The sequence below is a fragment of the Vibrio cincinnatiensis genome (assembly GCF_022113815.1).
Classification (GTDB): Bacteria; Pseudomonadota; Gammaproteobacteria; order Enterobacterales; family Vibrionaceae; genus Vibrio; species Vibrio cincinnatiensis_A.
Map to the genome: position 1 here is coordinate 146,667 of NZ_SGOM01000004.1, position 20,939 is coordinate 167,605.

The 20,939-nt window shown below is 39.4% G+C and carries 19 protein-coding genes; 12 read left to right on the forward strand and 7 right to left on the reverse strand.

The window, feature by feature from the left end; genetic code table 11:
* The first annotated feature begins 21 nt into the window (after positions 1-21).
* Genes EXA13_RS07055 through EXA13_RS07070 form a run of 4 tightly spaced genes read left to right on the forward strand, consistent with a single transcriptional unit; the run spans position 22 to position 4,470 of the window.
* The gene (locus tag EXA13_RS07055; protein WP_051241279.1) at positions 22-1,041 is read left to right on the forward strand and encodes a CBASS cGAMP-activated phospholipase; all 1,020 of its coding nucleotides are present in this window, start codon (positions 22-24) and stop codon (positions 1,039-1,041) included.
* Positions 1,038-2,294, forward strand: a complete 1,257-nt coding sequence (locus EXA13_RS07060; protein ID WP_051241280.1) for a CBASS cGAMP synthase — start codon at positions 1,038-1,040, stop codon at positions 2,292-2,294. The genes EXA13_RS07055 and EXA13_RS07060 overlap by 4 nt, the downstream gene beginning before the upstream one ends.
* On the forward strand, positions 2,294-4,030 hold the full coding sequence (locus EXA13_RS07065) for a ThiF family adenylyltransferase (RefSeq protein ID WP_238132547.1): 1,737 nt from the start codon (positions 2,294-2,296) through the stop codon (positions 4,028-4,030). The genes EXA13_RS07060 and EXA13_RS07065 overlap by 1 nt, the downstream gene beginning before the upstream one ends.
* Positions 4,018-4,470, forward strand: coding sequence for a Mov34/MPN/PAD-1 family protein (locus EXA13_RS07070; RefSeq protein WP_238132548.1), 453 nt, complete (start codon positions 4,018-4,020; stop codon positions 4,468-4,470). The genes EXA13_RS07065 and EXA13_RS07070 overlap by 13 nt, the downstream gene beginning before the upstream one ends.
* An 8-nt stretch (positions 4,471-4,478) precedes the next feature.
* On the opposite strand, the gene EXA13_RS07075 is transcribed toward EXA13_RS07070, so the two are convergent.
* The 3 genes from EXA13_RS07075 to EXA13_RS07085 form a co-directional block, all read right to left on the reverse strand.
* Positions 4,479-5,066: a hypothetical protein gene (locus EXA13_RS07075; RefSeq protein ID WP_238132549.1), complete on the reverse strand. Its 588-nt coding sequence runs from the start codon at positions 5,064-5,066 to the stop codon at positions 4,479-4,481.
* Positions 5,063-5,518, reverse strand: coding sequence for a diadenylate cyclase (locus tag EXA13_RS07080; protein WP_238132550.1), 456 nt, complete (start codon positions 5,516-5,518; stop codon positions 5,063-5,065). Before EXA13_RS07080 ends, EXA13_RS07075 begins: the two co-directional genes overlap by 4 nt.
* Before the next feature lie 217 nt (positions 5,519-5,735).
* On the reverse strand, positions 5,736-6,803 hold the full coding sequence (locus EXA13_RS07085; protein ID WP_238132551.1) for a transcriptional regulator: 1,068 nt from the start codon (positions 6,801-6,803) through the stop codon (positions 5,736-5,738).
* 85 nt (positions 6,804-6,888) lie between these two features.
* Here EXA13_RS07085 and EXA13_RS07090 point away from each other — a divergent pair, with 85 nt between their 5' ends.
* The 8 genes from EXA13_RS07090 to EXA13_RS07125 all read left to right on the forward strand — a co-directional run bounded on the left by EXA13_RS07090 (position 6,889) and on the right by EXA13_RS07125 (position 14,107).
* Positions 6,889-7,116: a helix-turn-helix transcriptional regulator gene (locus tag EXA13_RS07090; RefSeq protein ID WP_001069954.1), complete on the forward strand. Its 228-nt coding sequence runs from the start codon at positions 6,889-6,891 to the stop codon at positions 7,114-7,116.
* Between the two features lie 12 nt (positions 7,117-7,128).
* Positions 7,129-8,136: a replication protein RepA gene (locus tag EXA13_RS07095; RefSeq protein WP_238132552.1), complete on the forward strand. Its 1,008-nt coding sequence runs from the start codon at positions 7,129-7,131 to the stop codon at positions 8,134-8,136.
* A gap of 805 nt (positions 8,137-8,941) precedes the next feature.
* Entirely contained in the window at positions 8,942-9,316 is a 375-nt protein-coding gene (traJ, locus tag EXA13_RS07100; RefSeq protein WP_238132553.1) for a conjugal transfer transcriptional regulator TraJ, read from the forward strand.
* The gene (traI, locus tag EXA13_RS07105; RefSeq protein WP_238132554.1) at positions 9,313-11,073 is read left to right on the forward strand and encodes a TraI/MobA(P) family conjugative relaxase; all 1,761 of its coding nucleotides are present in this window, start codon (positions 9,313-9,315) and stop codon (positions 11,071-11,073) included. Before traJ ends, traI begins: the two co-directional genes overlap by 4 nt.
* Before the next feature lie 237 nt (positions 11,074-11,310).
* Positions 11,311-12,084, forward strand: a complete 774-nt coding sequence (trbJ, locus tag EXA13_RS07110; RefSeq protein ID WP_238132555.1) for a P-type conjugative transfer protein TrbJ — start codon at positions 11,311-11,313, stop codon at positions 12,082-12,084.
* Between the two features lie 202 nt (positions 12,085-12,286).
* Positions 12,287-13,579: a P-type conjugative transfer protein TrbL gene (gene trbL, locus EXA13_RS07115; RefSeq protein WP_238132556.1), complete on the forward strand. Its 1,293-nt coding sequence runs from the start codon at positions 12,287-12,289 to the stop codon at positions 13,577-13,579.
* A gap of 55 nt (positions 13,580-13,634) precedes the next feature.
* Entirely contained in the window at positions 13,635-13,832 is a 198-nt protein-coding gene (locus EXA13_RS07120) for a conjugal transfer protein TrbL (RefSeq protein WP_238132557.1), read from the forward strand.
* Between the two features lie 20 nt (positions 13,833-13,852).
* Complete coding sequence (locus EXA13_RS07125; protein ID WP_238132558.1) at positions 13,853-14,107, forward strand: hypothetical protein; 255 nt, start codon at positions 13,853-13,855, stop codon at positions 14,105-14,107.
* Positions 14,108-14,390: 283 nt separating this feature from the next.
* Here EXA13_RS07125 and EXA13_RS16965 read toward each other — a convergent pair whose 3' ends face one another.
* From EXA13_RS16965 to EXA13_RS07140, 4 genes are all read right to left on the reverse strand, one after another.
* Positions 14,391-15,638 carry an MFS transporter gene (locus tag EXA13_RS16965; RefSeq protein ID WP_430794472.1) on the reverse strand — a complete coding sequence of 416 codons (1,248 nt, stop codon included), beginning with the start codon at positions 15,636-15,638 and terminating at the stop codon, positions 14,391-14,393.
* A 2-nt stretch (positions 15,639-15,640) separates the two neighbouring features.
* Positions 15,641-16,606: a helix-turn-helix transcriptional regulator gene (locus tag EXA13_RS07130; protein WP_238132559.1), complete on the reverse strand. Its 966-nt coding sequence runs from the start codon at positions 16,604-16,606 to the stop codon at positions 15,641-15,643.
* Positions 16,607-16,816: 210 nt separating this feature from the next.
* Positions 16,817-19,573 carry a polysaccharide lyase family 8 super-sandwich domain-containing protein gene (locus EXA13_RS07135; protein ID WP_238132560.1) on the reverse strand — a complete coding sequence of 919 codons (2,757 nt, stop codon included), beginning with the start codon at positions 19,571-19,573 and terminating at the stop codon, positions 16,817-16,819.
* A gap of 25 nt (positions 19,574-19,598) precedes the next feature.
* Positions 19,599-20,840, reverse strand: a complete 1,242-nt coding sequence (locus tag EXA13_RS07140; protein WP_238132561.1) for a porin — start codon at positions 20,838-20,840, stop codon at positions 19,599-19,601.
* Positions 20,841-20,939: the final 99 nt, after the last annotated feature.

Genomic DNA, 20,939 nt, shown 5'->3' on the forward strand with positions numbered 1-20,939 from the left:
ACTAACTTATTAGGTAATCAATTGAAAAGCGAAGTAGAACCCAAGATTCAAGCTTTGGTGCTAAGTGGAGGCGGAGTTCGTGGACTCTATACAATCAAATTATTAGCTGAGCTAGAACAGCGTATCTCTAACGGAAATCCCAATTACAGCATAGCTAAGCATTTCGATATGATATCTGGAACATCTATAGGAGGCATATTGGCTTTAGGGCTTGCATCAGGTAAGACAGCTCGGAGTCTATATGAGCTAATTGACTCAAAACGCTGTGACATATTTCCTGCTCCCAAAAGGGGGTTTTTTGGGAAGTTATCCCGATTAAAAAAACAAGCCCTTGAAACTGCATTTGATCCCAAAGTATTAAATCAGGTGGTAACGAACTCCATTGGTGATATTAGAATAAGGGATCTAAAGACAAGAGTTATAATTCCCGCTGTAAATGGAACAACGGGACGCCCGAAAACCTTCAAAACGCCGCATCATCCTAGTTTTACATTTGATGGTGATAGGTTAGCCAGCGATGTTGCAATGTCAACGAGTGCTGCTCCAACATACCTTCCTGCGCATCCTTCAATTGATGGTTATATGCTTGATGGAGGTTTATTTGCAAACCTCCCAAGTTTTATTACTTACCATGAACTGACTTCTAGTCGCTTTCTTAATTTTGACCCCAAATTGGTACACATGCTTTGCATTGGTACTATGGGGAGTAAAACGAGAATGGATCCTAACTCTGATGGAAGCAAGGGATATATAAATGGTTGGAATAAGGGACAAGACTTGTTGAGTCTAATGATGGATGTTTCAGAGTATTGGCAAGTAACTATGGCTTCCCACTATTTGGAAGACCGTTTGGTACACATCGATGATCAAAATGTACATGCCATTGATTTAGCTGACTCAAGTGAGACATCCGCAAACTTGTTGAAGCGATATGCCGTCGATCGAGCTCAGAGTATTTTGGGAGACTCGAAACAACGAGCATTTTTTGTTCAGCAAGCACGGGAACCACAATTCTATAATCTATCTGGAGAAAAGGTATGAACTTTGATTTTACTAAAGCCTTAAATCACCCTCAAAATGGTTTTATTGTTGAGATTACCCCTGATTCCTCGAAAATAGATAAGTTAAGAAAGATTCGTGAAGTGATTAGAAATGAGCTACGGGATCAATTCGCAGAATTATCAAATAGCTTTGAGGATATTGGTGGAGTGATGCGTTATGTACCTAATGTATCGACTAGTTTTTTAGCTGAGGACCTTAAGAATTTATCCCATGAACAGAAGAAATCGCTAAATAAATTAAAACCTAAATTTGCTTCGCAGGGCTCATTTGTCTACAAAACAATGAATAGTCCATGTCAGCCCCCTCAGCAAATGGATTTAGACGATGGTATATATTTGCCGCTAGATATGTTTGAAGATAAGCCTGTAATTGGGAAAGAGTTATTTTTTAATTTTGTAGATAAGACTCTATCAAACCTAGCTAAACGTAAAGGTTGGTCGTTTTCTGATGCGAAGAATACATGTTCGCGCTTGATTATAGATGATGAGCTTCATGTAGACGTTCCGTTATATGCAGTACCAAAGGAAAGACATGCCGTTATGCTTGAAAAAGCGGCCTTGAATGCAATGGATAGTTCTTTATCTAGTGTGAAAACAAAAGTTAGGCTCGAACCGAATGAAGTGAACCTAGCTCTTCGTAACGCTGAGTCTTGGACTGTTAGTGATCCAGCAGTACTAAATGATTACTTTAAGGAGAATTTTAAATTTTACAAGGATCTAGTTGGTGGAGAGGATGTTTGTAGACGAGTAAGTAGATATTTAAAGGCTTGGCGAGATTATGCTTTTAAAACTGAAGGTCCTTCTTCTGTCTCGCTCATGATGTGTGTAGTTCTGTCTTTTCAAGAAATGTCACGTACACGCTCTATGGATAAATTAACCGATGGAGAAGCTCTCACTGAATGCGCGAAACGTTTACCTGAGCAGTTGATAAGCGGTGTCGTTAATGATGCAGAAAAAGGTAAAGAGGAAATACTATTTCCGAAAAAAGATATGACGGAACCCGAAATTGAGGAAGTTTACCAAGCTGCTAATGAGTTTTTTTCATCACTCCAAAAAGCAATGAATGCAAAATCAAAATATGATGCGATTTACTATCTACAGAATTCATTCGGTAGCCGATTCCCTAATCTACCTGAGCTGTTAATTTCATTTAGTTCTGTTGCTGCGGCTATACGTTCACAACCCGCTAAGGCTCAACCTCAGCCCAATGTTGTAAATCAGGATGCTGGTTAATGGGAAAGTTACAGTCTGCTGCAAAAGAGTTCTTAGCTCATGGATATACTTTCAGACCTAAATTTCGTACGGGAGAGTACTGTTTCGAAAAGAGCTTTCATAAAGATTCTGGTTCATATGACGTTAGATTTGAAATTGATGAAGACTCATTTAGCAAACCACCTTTTCCTATAATTGAATCATTGCCTGAGACATTGCGTAGTCGAAGACTTCCTCACTTATTATGTGGGAAGTATTGTTGTTTATTTAGTGATACGTCAGTTATAGATCCCATGAATATTAATCAGTTAGTTTCAAGCTGGTTACATAAACTGGAAGAAATTATAGAACTATGGGAGTCTGGAGATTATAGCGAAGATTATCTAACTGAATTTAGTGTTTACTGGGGAGGGATTCCTACATATTTGCTATCTTCTAGAGCTAAGGATAATGATTTGTCTGTATATAGCTTTGAACGGAAATCTATAAATGGTGAAGAATCTACGGAGTATGTGGTTTCTGATAACAGAGAACGTGCAGAGCTATGGGCTAGTCGTAGAAATACAATAGGAGTTATTGAGTATCGTAACTCTGCTGTCTTTGTTGAGTTACCTAAGCCTCCATTTATTCATTATAATCACCCTTGGCCACCGAAAAATTTAAAAGAATTTAGTCAATGGCTTCTTACATATGATAATCAGCATTTAGTGTTGGATAAACTATTGCTAGCTTTAGCTAACCTTGGTAAATGGAGCAAAAGTTGGTGTACTTTTGTTGATGTTATTTTTCATTATGGTAATGAATTTTTTGGTGTTTCTTTTAATCTTTCAAATGATAATCGTAAAGCTATTGTGAACAATTATGGTCCTAAATCACGCCGAGGAAGAGGAAGGAAAACAAGAGAAAAATTACGAAATCGTATATTTGAAAAATCTACAGAAAAAATATTTCCTCTTGATGTGATACCTAGTTCAACTGAATTTGTTTTGGATAGAAATCGTAGTGTTAATTCACCTATATTAAGTGATAAAAGAATTGCTTTGATTGGTAGTGGAACTATTGGTGGATATCTAGCTCACAGTTTATGTCAGATTGGAGCAGGATATGGTGATGGATGCATTTTTATTTATGATAATGACATACTAAAAATAGGAAATGTTGGGCGACATCTTTTGGGGATTAAATATATAGGAGAAAAAAAGAGTGATGCTATAAAGCATTATATAGATGAACAAGGGCTAAATCTAAATATCATATCTGAAGGTAAATTTAGCTTAACTTCTGATTTATCTCATTTTGATTTGATATTAGATTCGACGGGAGATCAAGCCTTTTCTCTCAACCTATCTTCAAAAGTTGCAGAATATCGTTCCAATGGAGGAAATATTCTTTTAATCCATAGCTGGGTATCAGGTTTTGGGCATACAGCTAAGTCTTTGCTAGATAATGGCTTAAGTGGTTGTTATGCATGCCAATTTGATTATTCAAATAACCTTATCAAAAGTGAACTATATCCTTCTTTCTCTGATGGAAAAGCGCCAGGCGTTATGAACACTTTTAAGAGGTCTTGTGGAGAAAATCATTTGCCGTTTGGTTCAGAGGCAAGCATGTTAGCGGCTTCGTTAGCGATTCAATTGTTAGGTAATCGTGGAAAGAAAGCCCCTACATTACTGATGAGAAGGGTATCTGACAAAGCTATTGAGTTAAAAGATAAAAAGTTAAAGAAAAGAATGGACTGTCCATCATGCATGAGTTAGTTCTTTTGGCTAACAATGGCTCTCGAATATTAATAGAAGAATGCGCGCTTTCTTCTGTCCAAAAATTTAGGCAGCTTAAACCATCTGATCCTGAAGCTGGAGGTATACTCATTGGGGAGTATCGAGGAGATGACTTAAGAATTGTGGCAGTGACTCTGCCTGGAAAAAGAGATCTTCGAAGTAGGTGTCACTTTGGTAGACGTAGTAACCACCACCAAAAGCAGGCTTACAATTCGTGGTTGTGTTCGAATCATACTCAGTCACATGTAGGGGATTGGCATACTCATCCTCAAGATTATCCAACTCCATCAGCATTAGATTATCAAGAATGGAAAAAAAAGTTACCTCATAGACCAGCATTGCTGATCATATTTGGTCGTCGATCTGACTGGTATGGTTTTTGGGATGGCTCAGAATTTATTAGCATTAAACCTGTATAGTATTAATTTTATCTTCTTTGTAATTCATAGTGTCCCTGAGTTAATCTATCAGTGTAGTAATTTCCCGTAAGCTTATTTATATCGTTGTATCCAAGCTTTAATACTGCTGTTCCATCATAAGGCGAATTTTGGTTACCATTTTTTCTTTTTGGTATATTTCTATAGATATAGAATAGAGTAGCTCGCCCAGATTCAGGATCTTTTTTAGGCTTAGCTAATAAAGTGTGAGATTCAGAGTCTTTTGAAATAACTTCCATACTGATTTTTAAAATATCCTGTTTTATATATGCTTTAGCTAAAGCGGTTCCTTTAGATTTACTAGAGAACCAGTGGATAGTCATATCCCATTCTCCATTTAGGTCAGGGAATAGAATAGTATTTAGACTAGGAAAGAGCCTCCAAATCCATCTCCAACCGATGTAAAAAGAAAATGACAATATCATGTTTAAAATCATCGAGCCTTTTAAAGAAAATAATATGTTTTCTAGGATCGTATTCTCTGTATTATAAGATATTGACAAAAATGCAACCATTATAGCGGCGTAAATTATGGCAGAAAAGGTAATTATTTTCCCAATAGGTAAAATACTAATCATTTTTTATTCCAATGCTCAGAGTATATAATTTTTCCATTATTAAAAATCGTTATTCCATTGTCTTTTGTCAATATCCCGATCAGTAATATATCTTGTAAATAAGAGCCAAACATTGCAGCCATGAACCGACCACCAAACTGATGAGAATAATCCACTTCAGCATCAGAAACTATAGGTGGTGAGAAATATTGTGAAGTATGAGTAAGTACAAAGTTTTCGGAAATGAAATGGAAACCATCGTGGTACTCACTATGATAGCTTGATATTTTGAGTAAATCGTCAACTAGGTTATTTGGATTGGTCTTGAACTTACTGGCTCTCAAAGGAAATATCGGAATATTTTTAGAGTTGTTATAAACAACAATACCGACTCCTGAAAAATCACTGGTTGCACGTTGCTTGACTCTTTGAAGAGTTTTAACAAGTTGTTCGAATAGGTTTGAGCTACACATAGGAATGTCCGATAAAATCTACAATTGTGGATGTTAAGTAGATAAATAGTCTGTCTAAAAAGTTACCATTTTAAGGGGTTACTTCTGTATAAATAAAGAGCGTTAACTACAAATATACAGTGCCTTTGTGGTTTTTGTAACAATATGTATTTATTGAAAATTATATGATATTTCATGTTTTTTGCTCGATAAGTTGGAGTCTGAGGAATTTTAGCGGCTAAAGTTTCTCATTAGTTTTGGACGTTGGTAGCTGAAATTCTTCTCGAATCGTTCCCAAGGCCTTAGACACTGCCTGGTTTGACAACTGTTTACCTGTGATTTTACCCAGCGCTATACCTATCTGTTTATTAGACATGTTTTGCTTACGAAGAACCAGCATGCGCTTTTTGTTGTCGGTCAGTCGAGAATCTACCATCTTTCGGGCTAAGTTGCGTAGTTCGGGCACATTAGTTGGATCCAGTGAAGAGTCCAGCATGAAATGATAAAAGTACTCATCAATTAATCTATCTCCGGACTTAGCGTTATGACGGTCTGGATGCGCGATTTGGCGTCGTAATCTCAAGACTTCTTGCTCAAATTGTTCTGCAGAGCGTTTGGCTTGCTTATATAGAGAATTCCAAGAACCATCATGAAGCTTGGGACGATGGTTTAGACAGTAATTCGTACTAAGATCCGGTCTCTTTTTCTTTCCTTCTTTTTCATCATTGTCACGATCATTGTTTTCTCTCTCAATATATCCGTGTTTCGTCCATGTATGCATGAACTGTGAAAACTCTGTTGGGTTTCCACACAGGGCACATAGTCGTGTTTTTTTATCCGCTTTTAAACTGATATCAGGCGCTAGTTTTGATCTATTAGGTTTCTTTCCTTCACAAATCATAAACAATGATTTGAGCATATCTTGAGTCGATATGAATAGTATGTCTTGCTCTGTGTGGGAACTCTTATCAACAAAGTTGCGTAAATAAAAGTGAATTTGGTCGGCCGTATACCGAAAACCTCTCAATTTGATGAGATCACTATAGTTACACTTTTCTCTTGAGATAGGGCAAAAGGACAAATACTGGTTTGGAAGGCTACTCAAGTATTCCGATACCACGGGATCAATCACCTGTTTAATCAAGTTTATGATGTTGTGGCTTTTAGACTCTTCCGAGTATGAATGCCATTTCTCCCTAAAAATGCGAATGGCATTTGCCACAGACTTGTCAGAATTCTCCCATACAGGGATATAAAACTGACCTAGTCGTTCTGACGCATCTACCTCAGTTTCAAATATTTTCATATCCAACTTTTTTGTCCAATGATTAATCTAATCTACAGGCAACTCCTGGCATTATCAACCCAAGAATGTTGAAAAGGAGAGGGTTATGAATCCATCAATGACAAACAAAACGCTGATTAATCGCAAGACCTTACTCAGCATGATTCCTTTGTCTGATCGAACCATCTATAACCTGGAACAGCGGGGTGAGTTTCCTCGTCGTATTGTTCTGACCAGCCGAAGTGTTGCTTGGGACTTGGCAGAAGTGGAGAACTGGATAGAAGAAAAGCGCAGGTCTGCGTTAAAAGCCGCAAGACCTGGTTTTATTTGGTAAGTCTGAGTCCACATGACGATTAAATATGTAACGGATGTTCAGGCTAAGGTAACTGCTCGGCAAAAATGTGCCTCGGTTACCAGCGGTAAGCGAGAGCTAAGCACGAAATATATCGACAACATCATAGCAATCCAGGAGCGCAGTGCTCAGGAAGCGAATGAACTCGGTTTTATCGCTCGGCTTCTGATTCAAGCAACCATACCGCATAGTAAGCCCAAATCGAATGAGTGGAGCCGCAAGAATGGTCATTTCACAATGCACATGATGGCCCCCTCATCGGTAGGTTTGCCTTACGGTTGCTATGCACGTTTGTTGTTGGTTTGGGTCAGTACACAAGCAGTAAGAAATAAGTCAAGACTAGACAATGGTTATATTACTGAACAGGAAGCGCGAAAGCTTGATCTGGGACATTCTCAAAGACGTTTTATGGAAGAGCTAGGGCTAGGTTCAACTGGAGGCGAAAATGGAACTATTGGTCCTTTTCGAGAACAAATGCGGCGATTATTTAAAACGACGATCAGTGTTAGCTATACAGAGCTAAATGATGAAAGTGGATATATTTGTGAAGATGAGACCGGAGCCAGAGTTGCTGATATTTCCCATATTTGGTGGAGTACGAAGCAGCCAGATCAAGATTCATTATGGGAATCTTGGGTGGAATTGTCACCTAAGTTTTTTCAACTGATTACTGATAAACCGGTCCCTCTGGATATGAGAGTGTTGCGGTTGATTAAGCGTTCTCCTATGGCTTTAGACATATATTGTTGGGCGACTTATCGGGTGAGTTACTTAAAGCGAGCCACAATTATTCCGTGGTCAGGTTTGATGGAGCAAATGGGGTCTAATTATGCCAATGTAAAAAGCTTTAAGCAGCGATTTAAGGATGGACTGAAAAAGGTACAGCAGGCATGGCCAGAGCTAGATGCTACTCCAACCGAAAAAGGGTTGCTTTTGAAGCCTAGTGCTCCTCAAGTACCTCGTCAGACAAAGCGACAGGTTTCATGGGATATTGAGGTGTGATGAAACAGTATCTACGCACCATTCTTGATGTTAGTAAGCCTGGGTGTTTAGAAAGTTATCCACGCATGTTTTGTTTCCCTTTAAAGGGGGGATTTTGCGCATATTCTGTTTCCGGGTGCGCATGTTTTGTTTCTGAGTACGCATGTTCTGTTTCTAGAAAGGCTAAAAAGCTTTTTAATAACATGTGGTTGCAGATCCTCCTATAGTCTTTCCTGTAGGTATACCTATATAAAAAAATTAACCTGTAGTTAAGCAAATAGATATTGTGGATAACATTGATAGAAATGAATTGCTTAAAACTGTCAATGAAATCGTTTTTTTGGAAGTTATGTTTTTTTAACTTAATGAAAATAAAATACTTTTTATTATTTTTTCCTTGGCGTCTAAACGTTTATTGACACTTGAGGGGCAGTTTGACACGAAGGCTTTAAATTTAGCCTAGAGCGGAAAGTGTTAGGAAAGCTGTGTTTTTCGGTGTCGTGATATTGAGTAAAGCCCACACACATAAATCGCTGTAAGACCGCTATTTTAGCGCTATTCAGTCGCTATAAGTGCGCTGTCATACCGCTATAAGTGTCGGATTTATCGAGTAAACATAGTTTACACAGAAATAAACAGTTAAATGCAGAGAAATGCTCACGGGCATGCATAACTTTCCGCGATAAAACCAAAGTTGAAATGTGGGCAGGATGTGTGAAGTAGGCCCACCATGCAAGCATGGCGAAGCCTCTTCACTTATGACTTATTCGCACCTTCGGCACTCAACGTTGATCCTGCCCTGCGGGGCCTGAAATAGGAGACAAACATGGCGAGCAATACGAACAAGAGCACTAGAAAGAACAGCCCACCGATTAAGGTTTACTGTCTGCCTGAGGAACGTGCGTTGATCGAATCGCTGTCCGCGCAATCAGGTCTTAGTACTTCTACTTATCTACGTGAAGTCGGCCAAGGTTATCGTATTCAAGGTATTACTGATGCAGAGCATGTACGCGAGTTAGTGCGGGTTAATGGTGACTTAGGGCGTTTAGGTGGGTTGCTAAAGTTATGGCTTAGCAATGATGCCAAGGTGGCACATGTTGGGGCCAATACCATCTTGGCAGTGCTTAATCGTATCGAGACGACGCAAGATCAAATGAGTTCACTGATGGAGTCCATTCTTCGCCCGAGGGCGGACCAATGATTGCCAAGCATGTACCGATGCGTTCACAGGGCAAATCTGACTTTGCTGGCCTGGTGAATTACATCACCGATCACCAGAGCAAAGAGCATCGACTTGGTAACGTTCGTTTAAATAACTGTGAAGCGGAAACCGTGCGCGATGCGATCAGTGAGGTGTTGGCGACTCAGTTTACGAACACCCGAGCGAAGAGTGATAAAACCTACCACCTCATAGTGAGCTTCCCTAATGGTGAACAGTTAGAAGCCCATACTTTGGCCGCGATAGAAGAGCGCATTTCCCAAGGCTTGGGTTATGGAGAACATCAGCGTGTCAGTGCTGTGCACAACGATACGGACAACCAACATATCCATATCGCAATTAACAAGATTCACCCTACTCGCAACACAATCCATGAACCGTACTACCCGCATAAGAAGCTAGCGGAAATGTGCGAGGCCATCGAGCAAGACTTTGGTTTACAACCAGATAATCACATACCACGCAAGCGCGGGGCCGAATCACGTGCGATGGATATGGAGCGGCATTCGGGTATTGAAAGCTTAGTGGGTTGGGTGAAGCGCGAATGCATGGACGAGATTAAATCAGCCAATAGCTGGCAGGCGTTGCACCAGGTTATGCAGGATAATGGTTTGCAGTTAAGAACCAGAGGAAATGGTCTAGTGATCGTTGCCGACGGTGAAGCGATTATCAAAGCGAGCACCTTGGGACGTGAGTTTTCTAAACCCAAACTCGAAGCGCGCCTTGGTCCCTTTGAAGCGACTGCATCGGATTCTGTTAAGCCGAGCCGCCAATATACACACCGACCTGTTCGCTTGAAGGTGAATACCACCGAGCTATATGCCCGTTATCAAGCAGAGCAGAAACGTGCCGCAGCGAGTAAGTCGCAAGCCCTTGAACAGGCTCGTCGTGATAAAGATCGACAAGTTGAAAACGCCAAGAGGAAAGGGCGTGGCCGTCGCGCAGCAATTAAGTTAACCGGTAGTAATAAGCTTACTAAGAAGCTTTTGTACAAACAGGCCAGCGATGCATTGAAAAGCGATCTTGAGCGCATTCACAAGCGTTACCAAGAGCAACGGCAAACGATATATCAAAGCAATAAACGCCAAGCCTGGGCGGATTGGTTAAAGAGCCAGGCATTGCAGGGAGATGGCGAAGCCCTCAAAGCGCTACGTAGCCGAGAGGCTGCACAAAAGCTTAAAGGCAATACCCTCAAAGGAGATGCCGTTCAGGCCGAGCCCAAAGCAACGGTCGATACGATTACGAAAAAAGGCACCATTATTTATCGAGTAGGTAACAGCGCTGTGCGTGATGATGGTGAGTGTCTACAAGTGTCGACGGCTTCCAATCAAACCAGTGTCTTAGCTGCGCTAAAAGTAGCAATGGAGCGTTACGGTAATCGTATTACCGTGAATGGTTCGCCTGAGTTCAAGGCGCGAGTAATCAAGGCGGCGGTAGATGGCAATCTGCCTATCAAATTTGCCGATCAAGGACTAGAACGCCGCCGTCAGGCATTAATGGCCCAGAATAAAAGGGCCAAGCGGTCTGATAAGCCTGGCGTGTTACCGATTGGCAAAGTGCCACCTTCACGCCGTGGCACTTTGCAGAATCTCTCTCAGTTAGAAGTCTTAGTTATACAGTCAGGCCCTGTAACTGAAAAAGCGGTGGTCATGCCAGCATTAGAGCAACGTAAAGCCAAGCTACAAGCTGAGCAAGCAGCTAAAAAAGCGAAACGACAACATAAGAGCCGCTCACGTTGATGTGATGGCAAAGGAATCGACGGAAGCCCTAACCGCTTCGGTTGGTAATAACACCGATGTTTAACCCTATTTGACCGCGCGTTTAACGGTGTCGCGCTGGTCGGGCACCGGGATAGTAAGTGGCGAGCTATCTCTGAAAAGGCCCACATTCACCGCTGGTAACGGCAGGAGTAGAGATCAAGTTTCTACAGGTTGGTGAATGCAACTTTTAGTCATAACAACTAGGAGTAATTAACCATGCTAAAACGAAAAATTTTAGCGGCTAAAATTCCCGTGCTTGCCATCTCCTTGGCGTTAAACCTTTCTAATCCTGCATATGCGGGGATTCCGGTTGCTGATGGTACGAATCTAGTTCAGAACATCATGTCGGCAATGGAAGCTGTTACACAGACTGCTAAACAAATTCAGCAGTATCAAACCCAGTTGCAGCAGTACGAAAATATGCTGCAAAACTCGATGGCCCCGGCTTCTTATATTTGGGACCAGGCGCAGCGCACCATCAACGATCTGAACCAGGCGACCAACACGCTCGCCTATTACCAAAACCAGCTCGGAAGCCTCGATGCATACCTAGGCAAGTTCCAGGACGTAGCCTATTACCGCAGTTCTCCGTGCTTCTCGGCTGCGGGGTGCAGCGATGCAGAACGAGCCGCGATGGCTGAGAACCGTCGCCTGGCGTCTGAATCGCAGAAGAAGGCCAACGACGCGCTGTTTAAGGGGCTGGAGCAGCAGCAAGACAATCTTGAAGCCGACGCCCGACAACTTAACCGACTGCAATCTGGTGCTCAGAGCGCGGACGGCCAACTGGCTGCGATTGGTTACGCTAATCAGCTTGCTAGCAATCAAGCTAATCAGCTTCTGCAAATCCGCAGTTTGCTGATTGCTCAGCAGAATGCTGTTGGTACTCGGATGCAGGCGGATGCCGACCGCGAAGCTCAATATCAAGCGTCTCGTGAAAGGTTGTTCGATATGGGCGAGCCAACCGACCGCTCAGAAAACAGGGGGTTTTAATCATGAAGAATATCACCCGAGTTTTTATCGTTAGCGCGTTGGCCTCTTTCGTTCTGGTGGGGTGCGGTGAAGATGACGGGCCAAAGCCTGCAACGATCAACTGTGACAACCCAAACTTAACGAAAGAACAGAGGGGAGAAGGGAACTGTCTTTGGGATATGGGCGACCCCACTGATCGCTCCAAGAACAAGGGGTTCTAATCATGAGCAAGGTATTCATTCGACTTCTCATGCTCCTAGCTGTTTTATTGACTTCACAAACTGCATCAGCGGCTATTGAGCCTAATGGTGTCTTGGATGAAGTGGCCGTGCGTTTCATGACGGCCAGTGCTACTTGGGGCACGGTAATTACAAACTATGCCGCTTGGCTATTCTGGACGCTGGGCACTATATCCCTTGTTTGGACTGGCGGGACATTAATCCTTAAACAAGCGGATATAAGGGAGTTCTTTGCCGAGTTCGTGCGCTTCATCTTGACGTTTGGTTTCTTTCTTTGGTTACTCAGAAACGGCCCAGACTTTGCCACGTCAATTATCGATTCATTGAGAACGATCGGTGCTCAAGCCGGTGGCCTTTCGAGAGACCTAACCCCGTCAGAGCCTATTAGTATTGCGTTCGACATTATTGTGAAAGCTGGCAAGTCCTACAGCATCACAAGCCCGATAGATAACTTGTCTATCTTCTTAATCACGCTGGCAATTTTGGCATGTATGGCGGTAGTGGCGGCCAATGTGTTGTTGGCTTTGGTGACGGCTTGGATATTGATCTATGCCGGTGTTTTCGTGCTGGGATTTGGTGGTTCGCGTTGGACTTCAGATATAGCAATCAACTACTTCAAAAGCGTATTGGGCGTTGCTTTGAAGTTGATGACAATGACGTTGCTCATTGGCATTGCCATGTCGATCATGGACGGTTTCTATGCCGATCTATCCAATGATGCCCCTATGCGTGAACTGCTGGTGATCTTTGTCGTTTCACTGGTTCTTGTGATGCTCATTCACTCGGTTCCCAATGTGGTCGCCAGCCTAGTTCCTGGAGGCGGCGCGGCGGCAGGTGCTGGCAGTATCAGTGCCGGAGCGATGGCCGGAGCGGCTGTTGCCACTGGCGGTATGGCTGCCGGTGTAGCAATGGCTACCGCCGGTGGTGCGTCTGCTATTCAGGCTGCATTTGCAAAAGCAGGTGAGAACGTAGCGAACAATACTGACGTTATGTCGAGCCTGGGCGGAGCAATCAGTGGCAGTGGCGATTCTGATGAGGCTGGCTCCTTCTCCCAAGCTTCCGGCCAATCTTCTAGCGGTGGCGAATCCTCTGGCGGTTTTAAAGGCAGCGCTGTAAAAGCGGGTCGTATTGCTGCGGATACCGGTGCGAATTTGATGAAGGGAATGGGTGATATGGCCGGGGATAGAATCAGCAGCACTGCTGGAGGCCGTTTAGCCAGCTCGATCAGAAACAGTACGAAAGATTACGGGGATAGTGATGACCAGGAGGGCGACTGACGACGCTTCCCCTGCATTTGACAACGATAGCTTAGGCGGTGGCGGTACTGGCTGGATGAATCAAACAGGCGGCTTTGATGGACTATCCAGTGAGGACCAGGAAGAAGCCCGCCAAGCACACGCAGAATGGCAAGAGCGCGACCCGGAAAAGCACACCTTCGACGTTGAGGACTATGTGCCGTATGCCCAGGAACGCCAGCAGGAGCGCAACGAAGAGGTTGCCAGTTTTGTTAAAAAAGGTCGCATTACCTGACTAGATAAGGATTACTGATTATGGAGTTTAGCTTTCCACCTCAAAACCTTGCGGAGATATTTGGTTTCTTCGCAGTGATGTTCATTGTGATGCTGGCCTTCTATTTTTTGGGGCAGTGGCTACACAACACCGGACACGGCCCGAAGCTGAAAGCCATTGCCGACAAAATGGAGGTATTCCAACACAGGTTGGCCGGGCGTGTTTACAAGGATATGACGGGGTCGGTCGATCAAATCGACAAAATGAGTCGCTGGCCGTTTGGCCGACGCAAGTAGTTAGAAAGTACACGGGCCGGTGATGGTGCACCGCCCCGCATTTCCACAAAAATCAAACTGATTAAGGAGACTTGAAGCTCGTTTCTGACCAGAACTTTGTCAGTTGATTTTGCTAATTTAGAAAAACACGGATTACTTCAAGTATCGAAAATTATTCCTTTCCTTAGGTAACATTTCCCAGCGACAAACAAAAATCGCACACGATAAAAGCTTTAATCTAGAACAGAGTCTTTTGAATACCCTGCTAATATTAAGACTTGTTAACTCGATATGAAAATACATATTAACTTGGGGGCGAATAGTTATTTTTATACTTCTTAACAATATTTTCATAAGAAAAAATCAATAAAAGTGTAACTATACTCAATATGGAGCAAATGAAGAACAACGTGAAATAGCCGTCATGATTTCCAAATGTCGGAATGCTTTTGTAGTTGGAAATGATAGCTGACATTATTAACGATGCGATTGGGTAAGTTAAATTGATTATGGATATATCTCTAGCTAAAAATTCCTCATCAGGTAGGGAGTTAATAGAGAATCCATTAATTACAGCGATTAAAATTCCATTAAAAATGTTGAAGATGATTGTTGCCCAAAAAGTAAATAAATATTCGTTAGAATAGGATATTAATAGGAAATAGAACGATATCGAAATGATCGATATTTTAGACAGTAATATTTTATTTTTTAAGAATCCAGATATATAGCCAAAAAAACATAACAAGAGCACTCCTAAAGTACTGTAAGCGTTTATCTCAGAAACACTGGCTTCATTTAAGTTAAATCTATTCATGTATAAAAAAGGCATAATCATTAATCCAGAACATGCCAAATGATAAAAAAGCCTTGTTAAGAAAATAATTCTGAATCTTCGTTTATTCATGTGAGTTTGTGATAAACCAAACGATTTATTGCTCTCGAATATACGGGGTTGGTGAATTACATTTGTCTGCTTTGACAGGGAGATAATAGATATTATCCCTATAAATAATTGTATTAAACAAAGATAAATTAATTTTAATGTAATATGAACATTAGATAACACCCCAAAGATTAACAAAGAAAAAATAATTAAAAATAATGGTGTGGAACTCATTAATATGCTATTTATCTTATTAATTTCGAGTTTATTGAAATTGACTGGTAACAATGCAATATAAGATGAATGAATGTTTGAAAATGACCACTTAATTAATACCCAACTTATAGTGAAGGTTATTAGGCTTTCAGAAAAAGAAAAAATCACTAAAGATGTAGTGCCAATAATTTGCATAAGTAATATGAACTTAAATCTCGTTCCAAACTTTTTGTTCAGTTGATCGGATAAATATCCCCCAATGATATTCAATACAATGGAACTTATGCTAACAAAAAATAAAGACATACCGAAACTTTCTAGTGTATCATTGCTATCAGTTATTCTCATTATATTGAAATGAGCCAAGCCGAACACAAGTAGTGTCAAACAAGCGATAGCGGAACCACTTGCTAAATAAGTAAATAAAACAATTTTTACTTTTACATTCATGTTTATTTTATACTTTTGTATTGATTGGGTGACATATTAAACCATCGTTTGAAAGCTCTTATAAATGATGATGTATTGCTATATCCAAGCTTATAACTTACATCTGAAATATTAAAGTCGGAATATTTAATAAGCTGTGCTGATTTTATCATTTTCATCTCATCAAGGATTATTTGATAGCTAGTTTCTTTCTTAGCCAAATGTCTATGTAAAGTAGCTCGACTCATGTTAAGCTTATCGGAAATGAAATCTATGGTAGGAAATTGTTCTGATAGATTAAAATATTCAAGCACAAATTGTTTTATATCATTAATTAATTCGAAGTTTCCATTAGGGTTGTAGTCCATTAGATCATTTATGTTTCTTTCATTATGATATCTAATTCTAATTTGTTCATCGAAGAAGGAATTAATGTTATTGTTGTAATTTTTGTTTGTATAGTGTAAGAGTTTTTTAGGAAAAGATAGGTAATCTTTCCCTACATTTTCTTTTATAATTCCTTTTTCAATGAATTTGTCTTCATCTAATACTGATTTTGAAAATCCGAACTCAAAATCAAAGTTTTTTACACTATTAAGAATATCTTCTATAAAGATAGATAACATATATAGTGATGCATGCGGTGAGTAGAAATGTTTCCTATCATCTAAATACTCAAAATATACAAAAACTCGTTCGCTACGTTCTTTCTTTTCTATTTTAATACCTTTTGAATTGTACTCTATAATTAGTTTTAATTTTAATAGTAAATCGTCTAAGTTTTTGCTATTTGTTAAAAATGCTCTATGAAAACCATTTTTATTAAACACCTCTAATAGTCTTGATATTTCATATCTATTTTGATAGCCATATTTATGTAATATTCTGTATAGTTTAGTACCAATTATTTCATTTTCAATAATACTATCTGTATATTTAAATTCTGAAAAAACTGAATTATTAACATCTAGAAATGCTATTTCTTGCATAAGAAAGTTTATATGTTTTTTCGAATACATTTTATTATCACCAAATATGAAATTGAAAATTATATACACTTCTTTATCATTATCATTCCGTTTAATTGTGTATATCATGAAAAAAAACTGTATATTTTCTATTATAGAATGAATAAACCCTACCAAGCAAGGCTTGGTAGGGTATACCCCCTACTTACAAAAAAGTAGGTCCCCCGTAAACTATTGTAAATTTAGAGAAAACTTATATGTATTACCTTTAGCTAGCCATTTAGGACTAGTGACAACCATTGCTGTACCAATGTATGTTAAGTCAAACTTTACAACAGCCTTCTTACCATCTGCACTAAGTTTAACATTGTCAGAGCCAGAACTAACTGAGTCGGCAACCCCTATAGCAGAAATGTCAAGTACCATTGACATGACTGTACGTGTCGGTTGCGAAGCCCAAATAGTGAGTTCTTTACCATCCAATTTGTACATGATAGACGATGAACCAGTGGCTTTAATTCCATTTGAATTACCATGGAATAACTCAGAATCAGAGGCAGCCAGTATTTGATCTGCAATACCTTGGGATAATGGAACATTTGCATTATTATTGCTTTCAAACTCATTTAATATAAGAGAGGAAGATTCTGTTATAAACTCATTACTTGGCTCATCAAAAATGTTCATTGCAAAAATTGATTTAGGTAGATATTCAACTACGTGAGTATTCTCGCTGTTCTCAATTATATCAAACATGTCAACGATATTCGTATAATTGTTGTCCAAATAGTTTTTATCGACTTCAGGAGCTAGAATATAAGCATAACTATTGTTTCCATTGTCCCCATGGTTTATATATGTTCTTAAATATTCTCGTTCTACTTTTGTGCTATCCATTAATTTGGCAGCACGATTGGACATATATAGCCAATCACCGCTTCTGTGCTCTTTTTTAAGGTTAATGTTTTCAGTATCAGGGAAAATTACACCTAAACCTTTCGATGTGTTATTTTTAATGTGCATGTAATTGACTGTAGATATGTTTTCAGAACCTCCCCATTGACTACCGTCTATAGTAACCGATGGAACTCCAGTCAGTTTTTTATTATCTATAGTGGTTTCAACGTTAGAACAATCTAGATTACATTTGATATCGCTCCCCAAGGCCAATACATAATCATCAAACATAAACCACGATTTTTTAGCCTCAACGTTAGGTTCTTGATTGCGTAGTTGTAGAAATCCCATCAAAAGGGAGCTTCCATTCCATTGCCAATCTTTATAATCTAAACCGAATACGCCAAAATTGTCATCTTGGTCAGCAACGCCACCAGACCAAGTTAAAGCAGATTTTCTTTGAAAAGCGTTGTTAGCGGACCAAGAACAGTCTTGTGGATTATCTGGTAGCAATCCGTCATTAGTTACTCCAGCGGGTCTGGTATTATCGAATGAAACCCAATAGTCAGAGTACTGGGATACATCGTTATCATAAATGTATGTCATACCATCTGCGGAGTAACATCCTTTTGCTCCTTCATATCCAACGATTTCGAAATTCGCGGTTCTATATGAATGTGAAGAAATGGCGAATGTAAAATCTTCTCTTCGATGAACTACTCTGTCCATTTCACTGAATACATAAGTAGCTATTAATGGTTCTTTTCGATAGGCATATGGTGAGCTTTTAATTATGTCAGCATATTTTATCGTTAAAGCTTGTTTTGCGTAGTTTTCAATTTTGTGATTTTTATATAAATCACTAGATGAACCAAATTTACCATAATAGTTTTCTTCATCTGTTAAAAAAGATTTAATGAAAATACCAAGCTTTGCTTTCCTCTCACTATTTACAGTCGTGTCTGATCCTAAGTCTGCTAAAGAATAAAACTTGATAAGACCTTGTACTGCCCATTGACCCTTTCCATAGTTTTGTTCAAAGCCTCGGTCGACAGCTCTTCCTGCCGTGGCATCTAAGCCTAAGCCGTCTTTTAGCCATGGTAAGTAAGAATCAAATAAACGGGTGAAGGCATCATCTAAGATTTTGTCTTTTTCTTCTTGTGTGAAATCAAATTCCGTACCATTTAATACAAAAAGCATTTCTGGTGCTCTGTTGATTAGATCTAAGCCATAACCATTGGAATAAGGGACCGAACCATGGAAAACATAACTTCCGTCTTCACGAAAACCATCATATGTTGATAACTCAAATGCTCCAGCCGTCATTGGCAATGCATTAGTTACATCTTTGTAATTATCATTTTCAAACGTTATAAATGCTTTTTTAGACTGCTCAATATCGTCATCATTCTTTGACATTAACCCCTTAGCTAACATCGTCCAAGCCATATCGACTCTATTGGCGTTTGTTTGTTTATCTTCATACCCACTACCTGTTCTCCCTGTATAAAGGGCATTGATAGAAGGCATGTAGTTTGTGATTGATGCATATATACGATCCTTCGTTTCTGGGTTTAATTCAGTGCCTATATTGGACACAATCTTCATAAGTTCTTGTGGAATGCCTATTTGCCACTCGTACCAGTTTCCGTTTGGTACGCCATCTTCTCTATAATACTTAGCTGTAAATATATTGAGAGCTGTTTCGATAGTATTCAAAAGTGACCTGTTGTATTGAAGATCACCTGGTAGAACATACGCCTGCGACATTTCTCCTAGCCTTTTGATAGAGAAGTGCGTTGAATGCATGTTCTCGCCAAGCAATGGCAAATCACTCCAAAATTCACCTTCTTTATCAAAATGAATACTATTATTGTACTTATTTGCTTCAAGAACAGTTTTAGAGAACAATGGAGTATATATAGAGTTTCCTCGTTCCCCTTTTAGTCCCAAAAACAATTCTTGGTATCTCATTAAACCTAGATCATAGTCATCATTGATGACTTGGGTTGTGCCTATAGTATCACCTGAGTCATTACATGCTGCTAGCATTGCAATGGCGATTGCACATATTGATAATTTTGCCTTCATAGGTTAACTCCAATCATTATAGTTATTAGAATGACAATCTAATTCCAGAGTTAATCAAGTAGATATCTGATGCATCTGATTTATCTAATCCAACATTTAAATAAATAAAGCTATCTCTAATAAAGAAATATTTACCTTCTACTGTTACCGCATCAGTAATATTATATTTCTCATTTTTATTCTCTAAGTATGAATAGTTTAATGATATTCTATACTTATCACCAAATTGCTTGGCGATGTATGTTTGAAATCCATCTAAATCATAGGAAAGGTTATTACTACCACTATATCCATCTACATTTTCACCTTTTGCATCTAAATCGTTTTTAGATTTTGTGTACACAAAAGCGGCATCAAAAAAATCAGCTTTATAAGCTATGCCTAAGTTAAATTGTTTTTCTTCATGTTTATAGTTTAAGTTATCTGTAAATCCATAAAAAACTTCGGATATACTGAATGGAGAATAACCATATGATGTTAAATCAGGTTGGTTATATACCCCTTTTTTGTCTAGCTCTTTCTTTCCGTATGCATATCCAGCACTGAAAATAAAGTTTGATACATTTACCTTAGCTGACAAGGCGTAGCCACTCTGTTTTTCATAGTCTTCTTCTTGGCCAATGATATATCCAGCTTCTATACCAAATCGTTCATTATTAAAGTCGTAAATAATTGAATTGTCATTACGACCAGAAATAGTTAAAGGTTCGAAGAATGAGTGACGTTCATAACCTGTTTTTTCTTCAGGTGTATATAAAGTATCTCTAACATAAGTTAGGGAGTTTTCATCACGACCAACTCTTATACTTCCGTAATTACTTGTTATACCAACATATGCATCACGCACATCATCTTCATCGTTGTCACTTGTGTGAAAATCTCTTTCATAAATGGCAAAAGCCTGTAGTTCATCATTTATTTTTTGATTAAGTGCGATTGTTAGTCTTAAATATGAGTCATCTACAGATGTATCTTTCTCTTTCCAATATGGGTTATTTTGTTTAATTTTATTGAATTCTTCTCGTGCAATTTCTTTATCAGCCTCTGAAGCTGATGGGCTATTTAGTATGGAATCTAAATTTCTTTGCGCTTTCTGTTGTGCGGATACATTATCCCAGTCTACATTATCCCCTTTATTTAAATGATATCCGCCATTTAAGAACCCTGATAAACTAAGAGTGGTGTCAGTATCTGCATGATTGTAATTAATAGCAGCTTGTGAATTTGCAGCAAATGCTAGAGTGATGGCAGCATGTAAATATTTCATCTTCATATAAACCCTTTGAGTTTCACATTGTTTGTATTTATGCCTCCATGGTATTTATTTTGAACAGCAAAACAAAAACATCTCGTTTCAGATTTTTAT